Origin of the sequence: Pseudomonas kurunegalensis, from assembly GCF_030291635.1 — a bacterium.
Taxonomy (GTDB): domain Bacteria; phylum Pseudomonadota; class Gammaproteobacteria; order Pseudomonadales; family Pseudomonadaceae; genus Aquipseudomonas; species Aquipseudomonas monteilii.
Genome location: NZ_CP127871.1, coordinates 3,003,864 through 3,019,402, shown reverse-complemented (window position 1 = coordinate 3,019,402; position 15,539 = coordinate 3,003,864). Strand labels below are relative to the sequence as shown.

The 15,539-nt window shown below is 61.0% G+C and carries 13 protein-coding genes; 10 read left to right on the top strand and 3 right to left on the bottom strand.

What is annotated here, in order from left to right; genetic code table 11:
* Window positions 1–4 precede the first annotated feature (4 nt).
* From QQ992_RS13455 to QQ992_RS13430, 6 genes are all read left to right on the top strand, one after another.
* Complete coding sequence (locus tag QQ992_RS13455) at window positions 5–547, top strand: helix-turn-helix domain-containing protein (RefSeq protein ID WP_286113841.1); 543 nt, start codon at window positions 5–7, stop codon at window positions 545–547.
* 250 nt (window positions 548–797) lie between these two features.
* Complete coding sequence (gene eppA / locus QQ992_RS13450; RefSeq protein ID WP_016487266.1) at window positions 798–974, top strand: EPS-associated small membrane protein EppA; 177 nt, start codon at window positions 798–800, stop codon at window positions 972–974.
* Between the two features lie 264 nt (window positions 975–1,238).
* Window positions 1,239–1,796, top strand: coding sequence for a polysaccharide biosynthesis/export family protein (locus tag QQ992_RS13445; RefSeq protein ID WP_286113840.1), 558 nt, complete (start codon window positions 1,239–1,241; stop codon window positions 1,794–1,796).
* 24 nt (window positions 1,797–1,820) lie between these two features.
* Entirely contained in the window at window positions 1,821–2,936 is a 1,116-nt protein-coding gene (locus QQ992_RS13440; protein ID WP_119370052.1) for a hypothetical protein, read from the top strand.
* A 19-nt stretch (window positions 2,937–2,955) separates the two neighbouring features.
* Window positions 2,956–4,518, top strand: a complete 1,563-nt coding sequence (locus tag QQ992_RS13435; protein WP_119370051.1) for a GumC family protein — start codon at window positions 2,956–2,958, stop codon at window positions 4,516–4,518.
* 11 nt (window positions 4,519–4,529) lie between these two features.
* Window positions 4,530–5,336 (top strand): CpsD/CapB family tyrosine-protein kinase, encoded by an 807-nt coding sequence (locus QQ992_RS13430; RefSeq protein ID WP_016715296.1) that lies wholly within the window; start codon window positions 4,530–4,532, stop codon window positions 5,334–5,336.
* 140 nt (window positions 5,337–5,476) lie between these two features.
* On the opposite strand, the gene galE is transcribed toward QQ992_RS13430, so the two are convergent.
* The 3 genes from galE to QQ992_RS13415 form a co-directional block, all read right to left on the bottom strand.
* Entirely contained in the window at window positions 5,477–6,451 is a 975-nt protein-coding gene (galE, locus tag QQ992_RS13425; protein ID WP_286113839.1) for a UDP-glucose 4-epimerase GalE, read from the bottom strand.
* Window positions 6,452–6,557: 106 nt separating this feature from the next.
* Window positions 6,558–9,158, bottom strand: a complete 2,601-nt coding sequence (locus tag QQ992_RS13420; protein WP_286113837.1) for a glycoside hydrolase 5 family protein — start codon at window positions 9,156–9,158, stop codon at window positions 6,558–6,560.
* A gap of 5 nt (window positions 9,159–9,163) precedes the next feature.
* Complete coding sequence (locus QQ992_RS13415; protein ID WP_105948099.1) at window positions 9,164–10,690, bottom strand: O-antigen ligase family protein; 1,527 nt, start codon at window positions 10,688–10,690, stop codon at window positions 9,164–9,166.
* A gap of 95 nt (window positions 10,691–10,785) precedes the next feature.
* Between QQ992_RS13415 and QQ992_RS13410 the strand changes: the two genes are divergently transcribed.
* The 4 genes from QQ992_RS13410 to QQ992_RS13395 all read left to right on the top strand — a co-directional run bounded on the left by QQ992_RS13410 (window position 10,786) and on the right by QQ992_RS13395 (window position 15,537).
* Entirely contained in the window at window positions 10,786–12,162 is a 1,377-nt protein-coding gene (locus tag QQ992_RS13410; RefSeq protein ID WP_286113835.1) for an oligosaccharide flippase family protein, read from the top strand.
* A gap of 236 nt (window positions 12,163–12,398) precedes the next feature.
* Window positions 12,399–13,865, top strand: a complete 1,467-nt coding sequence (locus tag QQ992_RS13405) for an FAD-dependent oxidoreductase (protein ID WP_286113833.1) — start codon at window positions 12,399–12,401, stop codon at window positions 13,863–13,865.
* A 105-nt stretch (window positions 13,866–13,970) separates the two neighbouring features.
* Window positions 13,971–14,588 carry an acyltransferase gene (locus tag QQ992_RS13400; protein ID WP_016715289.1) on the top strand — a complete coding sequence of 206 codons (618 nt, stop codon included), beginning with the start codon at window positions 13,971–13,973 and terminating at the stop codon, window positions 14,586–14,588.
* Window positions 14,581–15,537 carry a glycosyltransferase family 2 protein gene (locus QQ992_RS13395; RefSeq protein ID WP_286113832.1) on the top strand — a complete coding sequence of 319 codons (957 nt, stop codon included), beginning with the start codon at window positions 14,581–14,583 and terminating at the stop codon, window positions 15,535–15,537. The genes QQ992_RS13400 and QQ992_RS13395 overlap by 8 nt, the downstream gene beginning before the upstream one ends.
* Window positions 15,538–15,539 lie beyond the last annotated feature (2 nt).

The window sequence follows — 15,539 nt, the reverse complement described above, 5'->3', positions numbered from 1 at the left end:
TCACATGTCTATCCGATTGAAACTGCTGCGTAAGAAACTGGGGATGACTCTGGAAGTGCTGGCCGAAAAGACCGGCATGACCAAAAGCTACCTGTCCAAGGTCGAGCGTGGCCTCAACACACCCTCGATCGCAGCCGCGCTGAAGCTGGCGCGGGCGCTGAACGTCAATGTTGAAGAGCTGTTCGCCGAAGAACAGACAGGGGCGAGCCGCTACAGCCTGGTGCGCCATGGCGAACGCCAGGCTTTGGTCGGCGATGGGCAAGGGCCGGGGTATGCGGCCCTCACCAGCCAGGTGGGGCAGCGCAGCCTGTTGCCGTTCCTGATCCAGCCGCCTTCCGAATTCAGTGACCCCACGTTCAAGGAGCACCAGGGCGAGGAGTTCCTGTTCGTGCATGCCGGCCAGGTCGAGGTGGATTTCATGAACGAGCGGGTGCTGCTGGAGCAGGGCGATGCCCTGCATTTCAACGCCCAGACACCCCACCGACTGCGCTCGGTGGGTGCGCAGCCGGCGCAGCTGCTGGTCGTGGTTCACCACGCGGACGAATGAATAGCAGGGGGCGTGTGGCACGGCCCCATGCCTTCTTGACCGTGACGCACACCCTCCATTACGACAACATTCCGTTGCACATTCTGCATGTCGGTATTTTGACGAGTTCGCCCATCTCCCATTGAATTTTATTATGGTGTCGGATCATTGACGTAGTGTCATTGTGCCCATAAGCTCAAGTCAACAGCGAAACAACTCCCGCCACACCACGCCAATAACTAATTGATTTTCCTGTTTTTTGGAGGGGCGTATGCGCACGACTCTGATTATCAAATCGATGTTTTTGCTGGTGTTGCTGAGTGGTGCCGCTCGCGCAGCAGATTCGTATGTAAATCAAAACAGTATCATTCCTGTTTCAACTGCAGGCTGGTTGTTGGCTTTTGCTGTTGTCGGCTTTGTGCTGGTGGCTAACAGAAGAAAGATCTGAACCTGCTCGGCGTGTTTATAAAGTACAACGCGTTGCTCCAAGCCTTGGGCCTGGCTTGTGAATTCCCCAACCGTTGCTATATTCCCATTAGCCCATGAGGCCCACGGTTGCAGCACGTTGCAGCCTACGTATACAGCGTCAAGGTAAAGGCCTCCAGGAAGGTAGGGGCCATCGCGACGGATGTCGGTCGCGAAGCGGAGCGAGAGTTGGTGTGCTGTTCTCATTCAGTGCTCTTTGTCGGGCCATTTGGCCGGAGGGACCCTCATGAAGCGTTCATTGATTGCCGCATTCTGCATGCTGACGGTGTGGTCTGGCGTGGGCAACGCCGACCAGAGCAGTGCGACTTACCTGCTCAGCCCAGGCGATGTCGTCATGGTTTCGGTGTGGCAGGAAGAAAGCCTGCGTCAAGAAGCCACCGTACTTCCCGACGGCAGTATTACCTTCCCCCTGGCCGGGCGCATCGATGTTGCCGGGCTGGATGTCACGGCAGTTGAAAAGCAAGTCGCTGCCAAACTCGAAAAATTCCTCCCCGACCCGAACGTCAGCGTTGTCGTCAAGAGCATCGCTGGCAACCTGGTCTATGTCCAAGGCAAAGTGATCAAGCCGGGCCCGGTGCAAATGGCAGGCCCTACGGCGGTGCTTCAGGCCCTGAGCATGTCGGGCGGCCTGGACAAGTTTGCTGACGAAAGCGAAATCAAGGTGGTCCGTGGCACTGGCGCTTCCCAAAAGATCCTGCCCGTGCGATATAAGGACCTGGTGTCTGGGCGGGACATGTCCACCAACATCCAACTTCAGGCTGGCGACACGCTGGTCGTTCCTTGATCTTGCCTTTAATAAGAACATTTAATGCCTCTTCTTAAAACAACACGCATTGCAACGGCAATTCTGGTCTTGCCGTTCACGGACGCGGTCCTGGCGGCAAATTGGCAGTCCACGGTGGTGGTACCGACATCCGTCGAATACGACAGCAACCCTTTGTTGCTGACGTCGGGGGAAAAGGGCATAACGCGCACGATCATTGCGCCGGACTACACCCTGATCGGTACCTTCGACCGTGACGAACTGAGGTTGGGGTTGGGCATGCATGTGTTGCGCTCATCCGACACGGACATAGTCGATGACCGGGAAGACCCTGACCTGAGCCTGGGCTGGCAGCGCACGACCGAGCGTGGGCGTTTTGGCCTGGTGGCACGCTATAACGAAAGCTCGACCCTGTCGGGAACCGTGCTGGACACGGGCGTGATCACCACCGACGGTACGCAAAAGCTGTATACGCTGACCGGCAACTGGAGCCAGGCGGTTACCGAACGCAGCACCCTGAGTAACGAAACCACATACAGCCGCGCCCGTTATGACATCAGTACGCTGACGGGTTACGACGAATTGGCGAACGTCTTTACCTGGACCTACGCCTGGAGCGAGCGGGCCGACCTGTACACCCGTTTCGGCGCGCGGCGGTATGAGCCCGAGCAAGACCTTACCGCGACAGCCTCCAACAGCTACACCCCGGCGGTGGGGATCAAGTACCAGCTTTCGGAACGCCTGAGCGCCGACGCGCACGTAGGCGTCAACGAAGTATCCGGTGACGAAGGCGGCCGGCGCGGGGAGGGCGGCGTATCGCTGCTGTACACCGGTGTGCGCGCAGATGCCAGCTTTACTGCCGAACGCAGCACGGTGGCCAGCGCCGAAGGTGGCTTCGCCGAGCTGGACCAGGTACGCGGCGTGTGGAGTTACGCGGTCAGCGAGCTGAACCGGGTGGGCGCGGACGCGGCCTGGCAAGACAGCAAGGGGCAGAGCCCCAACACGTTACAGACTTACAGCGTATGGGCCAGCCGCCAGTTTTCGCCGTACTGGGACCTGCGCCTGTCGCTGATGTACAAGGAACGGCAGCAGGACCATGTAGCGGATGCAACCGCGACGATCGTTGGTTTGACGTTGACGTACAGGTACCCCGACATCTGAACTTCAGGCAGGTGGCCCCATGAAGTCTGACTACGAACTCTCCCTCAGGGATTACATCGCCATTATCAAGGACAGGGCCCTGGTGTTAGGGGTGAGTGCCGCAGTCATTCTTGCCGCGACCGTGGCTGTCGCGTTGATGGTGCCGCCGATCTACCAGTCGACCGGCACTATCCTGGTGGAGTCGCAGCAGATTTCGCCCGAGCTGGTGTCTACCAACAACACCAGCTTTGCCGATGAGCGCATCGAGGTGATCCGCCAGCGGGTGATGACCCGTGAGAACCTGCTGCGCATCATCGGCAAGTACGACCTGTTCGCCGACAAGCGCCTCAGCGAAAGCGACAAGATCGACCAGATGCGCAATGCCATCGTGGTCGAAACCCTCACCACCTTTGTGCGCGGGCGGGGGGAAGCCACCGTGGCGTTCAATGTGTCCTTCGAACACAAGCAGGCGCAAGTGGCCAAGGAAGTGGCTGACGAGCTGGTGACGCTGTTCCTCAACGAGAACCTCAAGCAGCGCACCGAACGGGCCAACGAAACCACCGAATTTCTCACCCAGGAGGCCAACAAGCTGGGCGCCGAGCTGGCCAGCCTGGAAAACCAGTTGGCCGACTTCAAGCAAGCCCATGCCAACGCCTTGCCCGAGCACCAGACCCTGCGCATGAACATGCTGTCGCGCTCGGAGCTGGAATTCCGTGAAGTCGACCGTGACTACAAGGCTGCCCAGGAAGAGCTGCGCTACCTTGAGCTGGAGTTGTCTGCCGCCAATGCTGGCCTGGCCACCAAGGCAACCGAAGGCAGCAAATCAGCGAGCGCCGACCAGCCCGAGGACCTGCCGAGCCTGAAGGCTGAGTACGCCCGCTTGCTGACCCGCTACAAGGACGCCCACCCGGATGTGGTGGCGATCAAACGCAAGATTCAGGCGCTCGAAGCCACGGGAGGTCGCACGGCAGCGGCTTCCACGGTGAGCCTCGATGTTGCCCGCGTGCGCGCCAAGATGAGTGCAGCCCAGGAACGTATCAGTTCGCTGGCCGAGCAGAAGCGCGAACTGACCAAAAAGATGGAAGGCTACGAGGCCGAGATCCTCGAAGCACCGCAGGTCGAACGTGGCTTGGTGACCTTGATGCGCGACCACGACAACGCGCGCAAGAAGTACGAAGAAATCCGCGCCAAGGAAATGGGCGCGAAGATTACCGAAAGCCTGGAACAGGAAAACAAGGCCGAGCGCTTCGTGCTGCTGGAGCCACCGTTGATGCCAGAGAAGCCGATCAAGCCCAACCGCAAGAAAATCGCGGCCCTGGGGCTGGTGCTGGCGCCGGCAGGCGGTGGTGCGCTGGTGATGCTGCTGGAAATGCTCAACCAGCGGGTGCGCGGCGTCGGTGCCCTGGAAAACCTGCTGGGCAAACGCGTGTTGGTGGCGGTGCCGTACATCGATACCAAAGCGGATGTGGCCAGGCGTAAACGCTGGCGGAACGGGTTGATCCTGGCGGCGCTGGTACTGGCGGCTATCATGGTAGTGCTGGTGCACGTGTTCTACATGCCACTGGATGTGCTGTTGTTCAAAGTCATGTCTCGGTTTGCATAGGGAAAGCAGTGATGGACAGGATCAAGCCGGCTATTGGCAATAACGTTCACCCGGTGACACCGGGAACTCCCCAGGCTTTGTCACCTGCCCCGGGGACGGCACTGGCGGAAGTGCCTGGCCAGTTCGACTACGTGAACACCAAGGTAGTGCCGCTTCGCGCGGAGCACCTTGAGCGTCACCGCATCGTGGCCTACAACAAGAACTCCAGCATGAACGGGCCGATCGACCTGCTGCGCACGCAGGTACTCAGGCTTATGGACGAAAACGGCTGGCGCACCTTGGCCATCACCTCACCTACACCTGAGGCGGGCAAGACGGTGCTGGCGATCAACCTGGCCATGAGCATCGCCCACCACACCACCAAGACGGCGCTGCTGGTGGACTTCGACTTGCGTCGGCCCAAGGTCGGCAGCAGCCTTGGCCTGCCCATGGAACAGGCGCTGAACGAGTTTTTGACGGACAAGGCCGAACTGCAGGAGTGCCTGGTCAACCCGACCCTGCCGCGCTTTGTCGTGTTGCCTACGCGGGTACCTGTGCCGTTGTCGACCGAGATGCTGTCGTCGCCCAAGGTGAACAACCTGATCAGCGATTTGCGCAACCGCTACGAGTCGCGCATCTGTATTTTCGATTTGCCACCGTTGCTTAGCTCTGATGATGCGATCACCGTGATACCCAAGTTCGACTGTGTATTGCTGGTGGTGGCCAACGGGATGAACAACAAGAAGGAAATCGAGGATTGCCTGCATCACCTGGGGCAGGTGAACCTGATCGGGACGGTGCTGAACAAGGCTGACGAGCAACCGCGGACCTACTATTGAGGCTCAAGACCTCGGGGCTGCTTCGCAGCCCATCGCGACACAAGGCCGCTCCTACAGGTACAGCGCAATGGTCGAAATTTGCGCTGTACCTGTAGGAGCGGCCTTGTGTCGCGATGGGGCGCAAAGCGCCCCCAAGGATGTCAGCCCTGATGCAGGGTCCAGGGATACTGCAACTCCCACTGCCACGCATGCCGCACAATCTGCTCCAGCGATACAAACTCCGGCCGCCAACCCAATACGTTCATTGCCTTGCCGGCATCGGCCACCAGCCGGGGAGGGTCGCCGGCGCGACGCGGGGCGTCGATTACGTGGATTTCACGCCCAGTCACCGCACGGGCAGTATCGATCACTTCCTGCACTGAAAAACCATGGCCATTGCCGAGGTTGAACGCCGTGCGCTCGCCACCCTTCAATAGATAGTCCACCGCCAGCGCATGCGCCGTCGCCAGGTCGGCCACATGGATGTAGTCGCGTATACAGGTGCCATCCGGCGTGTCGTAATCCCGGCCAAACACCGTCACCGCCTCACGTCGGCCCGAAGCAGCCTGCAGGATCAGCGGGATCAGGTGGGTTTCGGGTTCGTGGCGCTCTCCCAGCTGGCCTTCCGGGTCAGCGCCTGCCGCATTGAAATAGCGCAGGCAAACCGATTTCAAGCCATAGGCCCGGTCGAAGTCCTCGAGAATCTGCTCAACCATCCATTTGCTCAACCCGTAGGGGTTGATCGGCCCTTTGGTATGCGCTTCGTCAATAGGCACATACTGCGGGTTACCGTAAACGGCCGCGCTGGAAGAAAACACCAGATGCCTGATTCCCGCATTCACCATCGCCTGCAGCAGGCTAAGGGTGGCGGCAACGTTGTTCTGGTAGTACTTGCCAGGCGCGCTGACCGACTCACCCACCTGGATGAACGAGGCGAAGTGGAACACGGCATCGAAGCGACACACGCCGAACAGCACATCCAGTGCAGCTTCGTCTGCGATGTCCAGCCTGGCCCACTGAACGCCAGGGGCGGGTGCAACCAGGTCCGCCACCACCACCTCGTGGCCGGCGGCGAGCAGGTGCTTGACCATGTGCGAGCCGATGTAGCCGGCGCCACCGACAACCAGGAACTTCATCCGCACCTCCTGTGACCTGCTGTTTTACAGACGCAGTGAACCGTCCCTGAAAAGTACAGGTGAATTGGCCAGCTACAGGTGACTTGAGCGTAGATGGCCAGATGCCCTATTTCAAGAACAGCCAGTTGGACATGTAGTTGCCGTCGAACGTAATCACGTAATGCCCGTCCTTGTACGTTGCCGGCAGCGGCTTGAGTTGGGTCTGCGCATCGTGCGCGAACAGCTTCAACCCGGCGGGCGCCTTGATGGTCAGGCTGCCCTCGAAGGGTTCGACATTGAATGGCGTCTTGTCATCGGCCTTGGGCATGGCGCGGGTACCCAATGACAACAGCAGCTCCCGTGACTGGCCCAGCGGTTTGCCGTCCAGGCTCTGTACCGCGACGCTGGCGTAAGGCGTTTTCGTTTGCACCTGAATGGCCCCCAGGCTGATCGAACGACCTCCCAGCCAGCCGGTGGCGGCCTGGGTCAGTGGGGTATCGATGGTGTAGATGCCTTGTTGCCAGTTGCGCTTGAGCTCGCCGGTGTCGGTCACCGATTCGGTAGCATCGGTGGCCAGCAGCGATTGCCCTGGGTCTTGCAGCACTTGCGCACCTGCGGGAATGGCGGCCGGTTTCAACCACGGCAACTCCGGTGTTTGCGGCAGGGCAATCTGCAGTTGGCCCTTCTCCATGGCTGTGCGCAACAAAGGCGAATTTCGTGGGGTGATCTCTTGGTTGTAAAGGGTGGCGGGCGTCGGTGCGAATACGTAATGGGTGGTGGCAGGCTTCACATCGGCACGGCGATAGAGCAGGGCAGCAGCGGGCAGCATGGCGATCATCGCGGGGTCGTTGTAGGCGTGCCAGTTGTCCGCCGTGCGCCAGCCCGGGTTGAAGGCCTGCTGGCTGTAGGCATATTGCATCAGCGCGTCCCAGCCCTGGTGGCTGGCCGTGCCGGCCACGTACAGCGGCAGCGAGTGGCGGTCGGGCAGTGGGAAAGGCTCGGCGTTCCATTCGGTGACGGTCAGTGGTTTGCCCACGACCTGGGCGGCGGCGATCCAGTCGATCATGCCGTCGCTGGTCAACGGGTTCTTCTCCAGTTGGCCGATGGCGCCGTAGCTGTGGGCATCGACGACGTCGCCTGCGGTCAGGGCCGGCAATGCGCTCAGGCCATTGCCGCCCCAGGTGCTGGTGGTGGCTATTGGCACCTTTACCCCCACGCTGCGCAGGTGAGCGATCATGTCGGCATTGAAGCGCTGTTCCAGGTCGTTGAGGAGCAGCTTCGACGGGCCGTGCTCCCACGCGCGCCAGGTTTGGTCGACGGGCAGGTTGTACTGCCTGGCGAAGGCTTTGGCCGCTGCCATGTAGCGCTCGCTGTGGCGCGGTACATCCTTGTTCGGCATCAGGGCGTTGCCGTAGTGTTGGGTAAGGTCGTTCTCGTTGGTGATCAGCACGGCGGCGATGGCCAGTTCGTCCTTGTAGGCAAGGCCCGTGTACGCGTTCACATGGGTCAGGTACTGCTCGGCAAAGCGCTTCATCGCCGCCTGAATACTGTTGTTCACATAGGCATAGCCCTTCAGGTCGACGCGGTCATCCTTCTTGGGCAGCTCATCGAAATCGTCAATGTTGTCGTTGGCGGTAAGTGCGCGCTGTACGTGCATGTCCAGCCAGATGTAGATGCCTTCGTCCTTGAGCGCCTTGATCCACAGGTCGAGCTTGCGCAGTGACTCGGCGCTGAGCTGCTGGGTGTCGCGCACCAAGGTATCGTCGCCGAACACGTTCGGGCTGACCCAGGGCGAGTCGTGGTGGTGCAGGCGCACCAGGTTGAACCCCAGTGCGGACAGGCGCTTGGCCTGTTGGCGAATTTCGTCGTCGGGGCTTTTGAACAGCGAATAGGCAGACAGGTTGGTGCCCCAGAAACGCACGGGGGTGTTGTCTTCGAACATCAGTTGTTCACCGACCGCCTTGACGAACCCACGTTTGCCGGCGGGCTTTTCCGCCGCGTTGAGGAACGACAGGTCCACCGGCGAGGTGCGCCAGTCCAGCTGGTCATCCGGCCAACTGGCAGGGTCGGCCAGGCCGAAGCGCTCAGTGGGTGTGGGCCCCAGCTCGATGTCGCCGGTCACGTTGAGTACAGCCTTGAGTTGTTGCTTGCCGGCGCTGATCGGGTCTTTGTACAGGAACGCGCGCAATTCGGATGGGTTGCCACGCTCGAAATACACCTTGGCCAATGGCGGATCGAAGCGCATTTCGATGCGCCGACCTTGGTCAGCCTTGCCCCAGGACCAGCCGCGATTGTCTGCCAGCAGTTGGGGCGCGCCCATATCGCCGGCGATTTGCGCCGGGTCGAACTGGAACACCATGCCGCCACCCATCACCCCGGTCTGGCGGCTATGGGCGTCCAGGTCGAAGGCCCAGCTCAGGGTTTGTGCCTGCTCCTTGCGGATATCCGCCGCCAGGTCGAAGTCCAGCTCTTTGTTCTTGCCCCGCAGTGTGTACTGGTAGGGGCCATTGACCTTGAAGTCGGTATAGAAGCCGGTCCAGCTCCAGTTGGCGGCCCAGAAGTCGAACTTGGCCTTCATCACCGGGCCGCCGCCGTGTGTCACGGTGGGCAGCCCATTCTGTTCATCGACACTGACCTGCCAGCCGGAGCCCCAGCCGGCCAATGGCAGCAAGGCCAGGCCGGCAATGGCCGACAGGCGTACGAAAGGACGCAGGGAAAGCACGTTCATGAACATTACCTGGGTTGTAGGCCGGGTTCGGCCAGTTCCATGGCCTGGCTGTCATGCAGCCGGCGAACCATCTGGATGTAGGCCACACCCAGCCCGGCGATGGACCAGTACACCACCGGGATGAAGGTGATGCTGCTGACGGTGAAGATGATCACCAGAATGCCGATCAGTGTCGCCAGCAACACCCGACCGAGCTGTCGTCGTTCATCATCCTTGTCAGCGAAGCTGAGCATGGCCCTGCGGATCCCGCGCAGCACCACGGCAAAGAACGCCACGAACAGCCCGAGCCCCACCAGCCCGACCCGCAGCGCCAGGTTGATGTAGGTGTTGACGATGTCGATGATGCCTTCGCCCTGGATCATCGACTGCATTTCCGGGGTGTTGCGGAAGTCGAACGAGCCGAACAGCGGGTTGCGCTGGATGACGATCCAGGAGTTGTCCATCAGCCGCTCGCGGTAGGTGATGTTCTCTTTTTCCAGGTTGCCAATGAAGGGCAGCAGGTCCAGTACCTTTTCGCCGCCGGGCACGATGGTGAGCAAGGGCAGGGCCAGCATGCCGGCTGCGCCCAGCAGCGCCAGGCGCTTGACGGCACCTTTGCCCAGGGCAATGAACACCACCACGATGACCACGACGCCGATCCACGGGCCGCGTGACAACGGTGCGAACAGCCCGGCGGCCAGTAGCAGGGCACCCATGGCTTTGTGCAGTGGGCGTTGTACATAGCCCTGGACGAACAGGAACAGGCCGATGGCCACGCTCATCACATAGCCCAGGGCAATCGCCTGGCCGGTGGTGACGCTGGCCCGGAGCGCGCCGCCGCGGCTGAGGTAACCCGACATGCTCCAAGGCACGCCCATGGCATCGACCAGGGCGCTGTACAGCAGCCAGTGGCGTACATATTCGGCCACGGCGATCAGCGCCATGACGAAGGAGGTGAGCACGAAAGCCAGCATGGCGTCCTTGAAGTCGCTTATCTGGCGCAGGCCGCGGCTGGCCACGTAATACGGCAGGAATACGTCGACATACAGGTACAGCGCCTGGCGCAGGGTGTCGGTGGGGGTGGTTTCGCGCAAGTACAGCACGCTCATCAGCACCAGGCCGGCCGCCAGCAGCTTGTCGGCCCAGGTGCGGCCAAAGCGCAGGGTGCCTGCCTGGCGGCTTAGCTGCAGCGCGGCGGGCAGCAGCACGCACAGGGTGAGCAGGCGGATATGGTTCAGGTCGACCAGGTAGTTGACCACGCCAAATCCGGGCACCTGCACCGACGCAGGCGGGATGAGGAACAACAGCATGTAGAACAGTGCCATGGGGTTGTGTTCGCGGCGCCCGGCAATCAGCAGGATGACCGCGCCCGCACCCAGATACAGCCAGAAGCTGTGCGAGACGAAAGCCAGCACAGTCAGCAGGAACCACAAGTTGCGCCGGCGCTTGAAGTCCGCGAGCGGAATCAGGTCCGTGGCAGGGCGCCGCGCAAGCAGGAAGACCACGCTCGCCAAAAACAGGATGACGATCAACGCACGAAAATGTTCAGGCATCGGCTATGTACACCTTTCCCTCGGTGGGCAACGGCTAGCATCGTGGCTAATTGAAACTATAGTGACTTTTAGCCAATCAGTCAGAGATTGAAGTCATGCCGTCGATTGATGTGTCAGCCACCGCAAGCCTGCGTCAGCGGGCCATGAGGGCCGGGTCCTGGAACCTGGTGTCGCAGGTGGCGTCACAGGTCATGCGCCTTGGCGGCAACCTGATCATGGCCCGCTTGCTGCTGCCGGAAATGTTCGGGGTGATGGTCATCGCCACCACCGTTTCGGTACTGCTGCACCTGCTGTCGGATGTCGGCCTGCGCCAGAACATCATCCAGAGCCAACGGGGTGACGACCCGGACTTTCTCAATACCGCTTGGACCGTGCAGATCATTCGCGGCTTCGTACTGTTCGGCCTGACCCTGTTGCTGGCTTTGTGTGCCTGGGTGGCGCAGGTCGAAGAACTGTGGCCGGCAGACTCCACCTATGCCGCGCCCGTGTTGCCGATAGTGCTGGCGGTTACCGGGCTGTCGGCGGTCATCTGGGGGTTCCAGTCCACCAAGATAGACGTGGCGGTACGCACTTTCCAACAGAAGCGTGTGGTACTGGTGGACCTGGCGTCACAAGCGGCCGGCCTGGTGGTGATGCTGGTGCTGGGCTTGCTGACCCATTCCATCTGGGCCTTGGTCATTGCCGGCCTGGTGTCTGCCGTGGCCTGGACCGTGCTGGGGCACACGGCGTTGGAGGGGCCGAACAACCACCTGCGCTGGGACCGTACGGCACTTACCGAACTGATCGTGTTTGGCCGCTGGATCCTGCTGTCGTCGATGGTGGGCGTACTGGCCATGTACGGCGACCGCATCCTGTTTGGTGCCAGCATGTCGGCGGCGCAGCTGGGGGTGTATTCGATTGCCGTGCTGATCCTGGGCGCGGTGCAGACCGCACTGATGAAGATTGTCGGCGCCGTGGCACTTCCTGCCTTCAGCGAAGCGGCCCGGGCCGACGACAAGGAGCGGCTGAAAGCGCTGTATCACCGCTTCCGCCTGCTGGTCGACCTGCTGGTGCTGTTCATCTGCGGTGGCTTCCTGACCGCCAGCCCTCTGCTGATCGGCTGGATGTACGACGAGCGATACAGTGAGGCAGGCTCGATGCTGGCGATTCTTTCGCTGTCGTTCATCGTATTGCGCTATACCTTGGCTCATCAGGTGTGGATCGCCCTGGGCCTGACCAAGTATCAGGCCATGGACAACATCATCCGCCTGGTCTCGCTGTGGGGGCTGCTACCGCTGCTGTTGGCGATTGGCGGTGTGGAATGGGCCATCTGGGGTGTTGCCCTGCATACCGTGCCCACGCTGGTGCTGGTTGTGTACGTGAATTGCAAGTTAGGTATCTTCAGCCTCAAACGTGAGCTGGTGGTGCTGCCGATGCTACTGGTCGGGGCGCTGTGCGGGGCGCTGTTGACGGCCTTTTTCAACTGGCTGTGATGCAGTGTGCTGGGTTTGAATTCAATGGGTACAGGTCACGGGATCATGGGGAAGCTTACTTTTTGTAGTGCGCAGCTGGGGCGTAGGGGCTTTCTCCAGAGTTGTGTCTTGCTGGGCGTCGGTGGCGCCGTATTCGGCGCTTCTGCAGCCGTTGCTGGCAAACCTGTCGAAAAGCCGGGGTTCGTGGTGATCAACGGCTGGGTATTGCCGTCCCGTTACTTCCGGAACGAGCCAGCATGATCAAGGACTATCAGCAGCAGAAGGCGCTGCGCGATCATTACGATTTTTGCATCATTGGCGCCGGCCCGGCAGGTATTACCCTGGGCCTGCGCCTGGCCGCGGCGGGCTGGAGCGTGTTGCTCGCCGAGGGCGGCGGGCGTGAGTATGCGCCGCACTCGCAAGGCTTGTATGCCTGTGCGTCCACCGGCCTTGAACTGTACGCCGAGGAAACCCGCCTGCGTTACCTGGGCGGCACTTCCAACCATTGGGCCGGCCGCTGTCGCCCCTTTACGCCCTCCGACTTTTCTATCCCCCCGCCAGGCGACCTGCCTGGCTGGCCCATCGCCTATTCGGAGATCGAGGGCTACCTGCCTGCGGCCATGGATATTGTCGACCTGCCGGCCGGGTCGGATTTTCGTGCGATGAATACCGGCCTCAACGGCGGCGATTTCGAGCCCGATCGTTTCCTGCTGAGCACACCCACGCGCTTTGCGCAGAAATACGCCACGGCCCTCGAACAGACCAAAGGCCTGGATGTGTTCATCAATTGCAACTGCGTGGACCTGGAGTTCGACAAGGCGTCCGGGCACCTGGCCGCCGTGATCCTGTCCGACTACGAACGCAATCGGCAGCGCCTGGTGGCAAGCAACTTCATTCTGGCCACCGGTGCCATCGAGAATGCCCGGCAGTTGCTCAACAGTGAAACCTTGGTGGGCGCGGGCGTGGTGAACAAGGACGGGCTGGTTGGCGGGTGCTTCATGGAGCACCTGAACATCGACCTGGGGACCTTCATCCTCAAGTCCGGGCAGGACCCGGAGCCGCGCCAGTACTACACCACCGATGCCTTCGTCGATGAGTACAAGGCCGGCAAAGGCAACGTCACGGCCGCCTTGCTGGCCGATGTGCAAACCTATGGTCGTACCGCCGAGGTCAAACATTTTCTCGAAAACCTGGCCTGTGACATGGGTGTTGCCAGCAAGGTGTCCTTCGTCGCCAAGTTCAGCTGCCCCGGTGACGGCGTGATCAGTACGATGATCGAGCAGTTCCCTAACCTGCACAGCCGTATTTCGCTGCTGGACGAGAAGGACGCACTGGGCGTAGCCAAGGTCAATGTCAACTGGGCACTGACTGCCGATGACCGGCACACCATCAAGTGCATTGGCACCGAGCTGGCCAAGCAGTTCGCCGACATGGACCTGGGCTTCGTCAAGCTCAACGACTTTGTCTACGACACGTCGATCCCGCTGAAAATGGCCCCGCATGCCCATCACATGGGCACCACGCGCATGGCCGCCTCGCCGCAGTACGGCGTGGTCGATCCCCACTGCAAGGTGTTTGGTACCGAAAACCTGTACATCGCCGGCAGCAGTATTTTCGCCAAGGGCGGCGCCTCCAACCCGACCATGCCGCTGCTGCAGTTTGCCGTGCGGCTGGCCGACCACCTCAATGCCAAGATGACGGCGGCCAGGGGCGCCGTGGCGTGATGCTTGTTGTACATGGGTTGAGAGCGCTGCGGTCAGCAACCAGAAGAACGAGACCGGAACGCCTCAGGGACATTCCAGATGGATTTGATTGCGAGGCCAGGCAGTATGAAGGGATGGATACGCAAGGCAGTGGCGCATTATGCCCATGCAACCGGGCGGGGCGGCACGTTCTACAGGCGGTTCTGCAGGCCGTCAGGGCTTGAATGGGGCGCCTACCTCACCCGTTGGGGCAACTTTCACTCGGTCGGCACCAACTTCTTTGTCAATACAGGCTGCAAGTTCCTCGACCCGTCGCTGGTACGCATTGGCAACAGTGTGGGCCTTTCCGACTGCACGCTGATCGGTCATGACGGGGTGGTATTGCTGATCGAGCATCGCTTCGGCAAGCACCTGGATTCAGTCGGGTTCATCGATATCAAGGACAACTGCTTCATCGGCCACGGTGCGATCATCATGCCCCGTGTGACCATCGGGCCGGAATCGATCGTGGCTGCCGGCGCGGTCGTGACCAAGGATGTACCGCCAGGCACTGTCTACGGTGGCAACCCGGCTGAATTCATCTGTACCACCGAACAGCTGATCAAACGGGTCGAGGCGCGTTGCGAAGCGTACCCGTGGATCGACCTGGTCAAGCAGCGCAATGGCGCCTATGACCCGGAAGTGGAGCCGCTGTTGATGGCGCAAAGGCGTCAGTATTTCTTCGGGGACAGCAAAAATGGCTAGCAAACCTGTGGATGTCATGGTGGTCAACTTCAATACCGCCGGGCTGCTGCAGCCGATGTTCGACGCCCTGCGCCGCGCCGACAGCGAGCGGCTGGCCAGCTACCTGGTGGTGGACAATGCATCACGCGATGACTCGGTGCAGCGCATGGCCCAGGTGTGTCCCGAGGCACTGTTGCTGAGCAACAAACAGAATGTGGGGTTCGGCCGGGCCAACAACCAGCTACTGGCACACCTGAAGGGCAAGTACGCGTTACTGCTCAATACCGATGCCTTTGTCGCCGCCGACTCCTTGCAGAAAACCCTCGACTACATGGAGGCCCACCCGGAGTGCGGCGTGCTGGGGGTGCGACTTGAGGGCCGAGACGGTGACCTGCAGCCCAGTTGCCGCTACTTCCCCACGCCGCTCAATGTTTTTGTCGGGCGTACCGGGTTGGGGCGGTTTTTCCCGGGGTTGAAAATGGTCGACGAAATGAACTGGGACCATGCATCGGTTCGCGAGTGTGACTGGTTGCCCGGCTGCTTCTACCTGGTACGCCGCGAAGTGCTGGACAAGGTGGGCCTGTTCGACCCTCGCTACTTCCTTTATTACGAAGAGGTGGACCACTGCAAGCGGGTGAAGGCGGCGGGCTGGAAAGTGGTGTTCTATCCGCATACAACCGTGGTGCACATCGGGGGTGAAAGCTCCAAATCGGTGGCCGAGCTGGAGGCGGCAAGCCGGCAGATCTCGGCGTACCAGATCGAAAGCGAGTTGTTGTACTTCCGCAAGCACCACGGGGTGGCGGGGCTGGCCCTGCACATGCTGCTGGTCACCTTGGGTGACCTGGTGCTGGCACTCAAGGCGCTGTTGAAACGACGCGGCTGGGGCGCGATACAGGCCTGCTGGCGTCATTGCCAGGCAACCTGGTCATTGTTGTTCAAGACCCGGTACGCCAGCCAGGCGACAAGGTAGGT

Excerpts from the sequence above, each read along its gene's own strand:
- QQ992_RS13445 (WP_286113840.1), top strand. The coding sequence starts at position 1,239 with ATGAAGCGTTCATTGATTGCCGCATTCTGCATGCTGACGGTGTGGTCT.
- QQ992_RS13420 (WP_286113837.1), bottom strand. The coding sequence starts at position 9,158 with ATGAACGTGCTTTCCCTGCGTCCTTTCGTACGCCTGTCGGCCATTGCC.
- eppA (WP_016487266.1), top strand. The coding sequence starts at position 798 with ATGCGCACGACTCTGATTATCAAATCGATGTTTTTGCTGGTGTTGCTG.
- QQ992_RS13405 (WP_286113833.1), top strand. The coding sequence starts at position 12,399 with ATGATCAAGGACTATCAGCAGCAGAAGGCGCTGCGCGATCATTACGAT.
- QQ992_RS13455 (WP_286113841.1), top strand. The coding sequence starts at position 5 with ATGTCTATCCGATTGAAACTGCTGCGTAAGAAACTGGGGATGACTCTG.
- QQ992_RS13400 (WP_016715289.1), top strand. The coding sequence starts at position 13,971 with ATGAAGGGATGGATACGCAAGGCAGTGGCGCATTATGCCCATGCAACC.
- QQ992_RS13410 (WP_286113835.1), top strand. The coding sequence starts at position 10,786 with ATGCCGTCGATTGATGTGTCAGCCACCGCAAGCCTGCGTCAGCGGGCC.
- QQ992_RS13415 (WP_105948099.1), bottom strand. The coding sequence starts at position 10,690 with ATGCCTGAACATTTTCGTGCGTTGATCGTCATCCTGTTTTTGGCGAGC.
- QQ992_RS13430 (WP_016715296.1), top strand. The coding sequence starts at position 4,530 with ATGGACAGGATCAAGCCGGCTATTGGCAATAACGTTCACCCGGTGACA.
- QQ992_RS13395 (WP_286113832.1), top strand. The coding sequence starts at position 14,581 with ATGGCTAGCAAACCTGTGGATGTCATGGTGGTCAACTTCAATACCGCC.
- QQ992_RS13435 (WP_119370051.1), top strand. The coding sequence starts at position 2,956 with ATGAAGTCTGACTACGAACTCTCCCTCAGGGATTACATCGCCATTATC.
- galE (WP_286113839.1), bottom strand. The coding sequence starts at position 6,451 with ATGAAGTTCCTGGTTGTCGGTGGCGCCGGCTACATCGGCTCGCACATG.
- QQ992_RS13440 (WP_119370052.1), top strand. The coding sequence starts at position 1,821 with ATGCCTCTTCTTAAAACAACACGCATTGCAACGGCAATTCTGGTCTTG.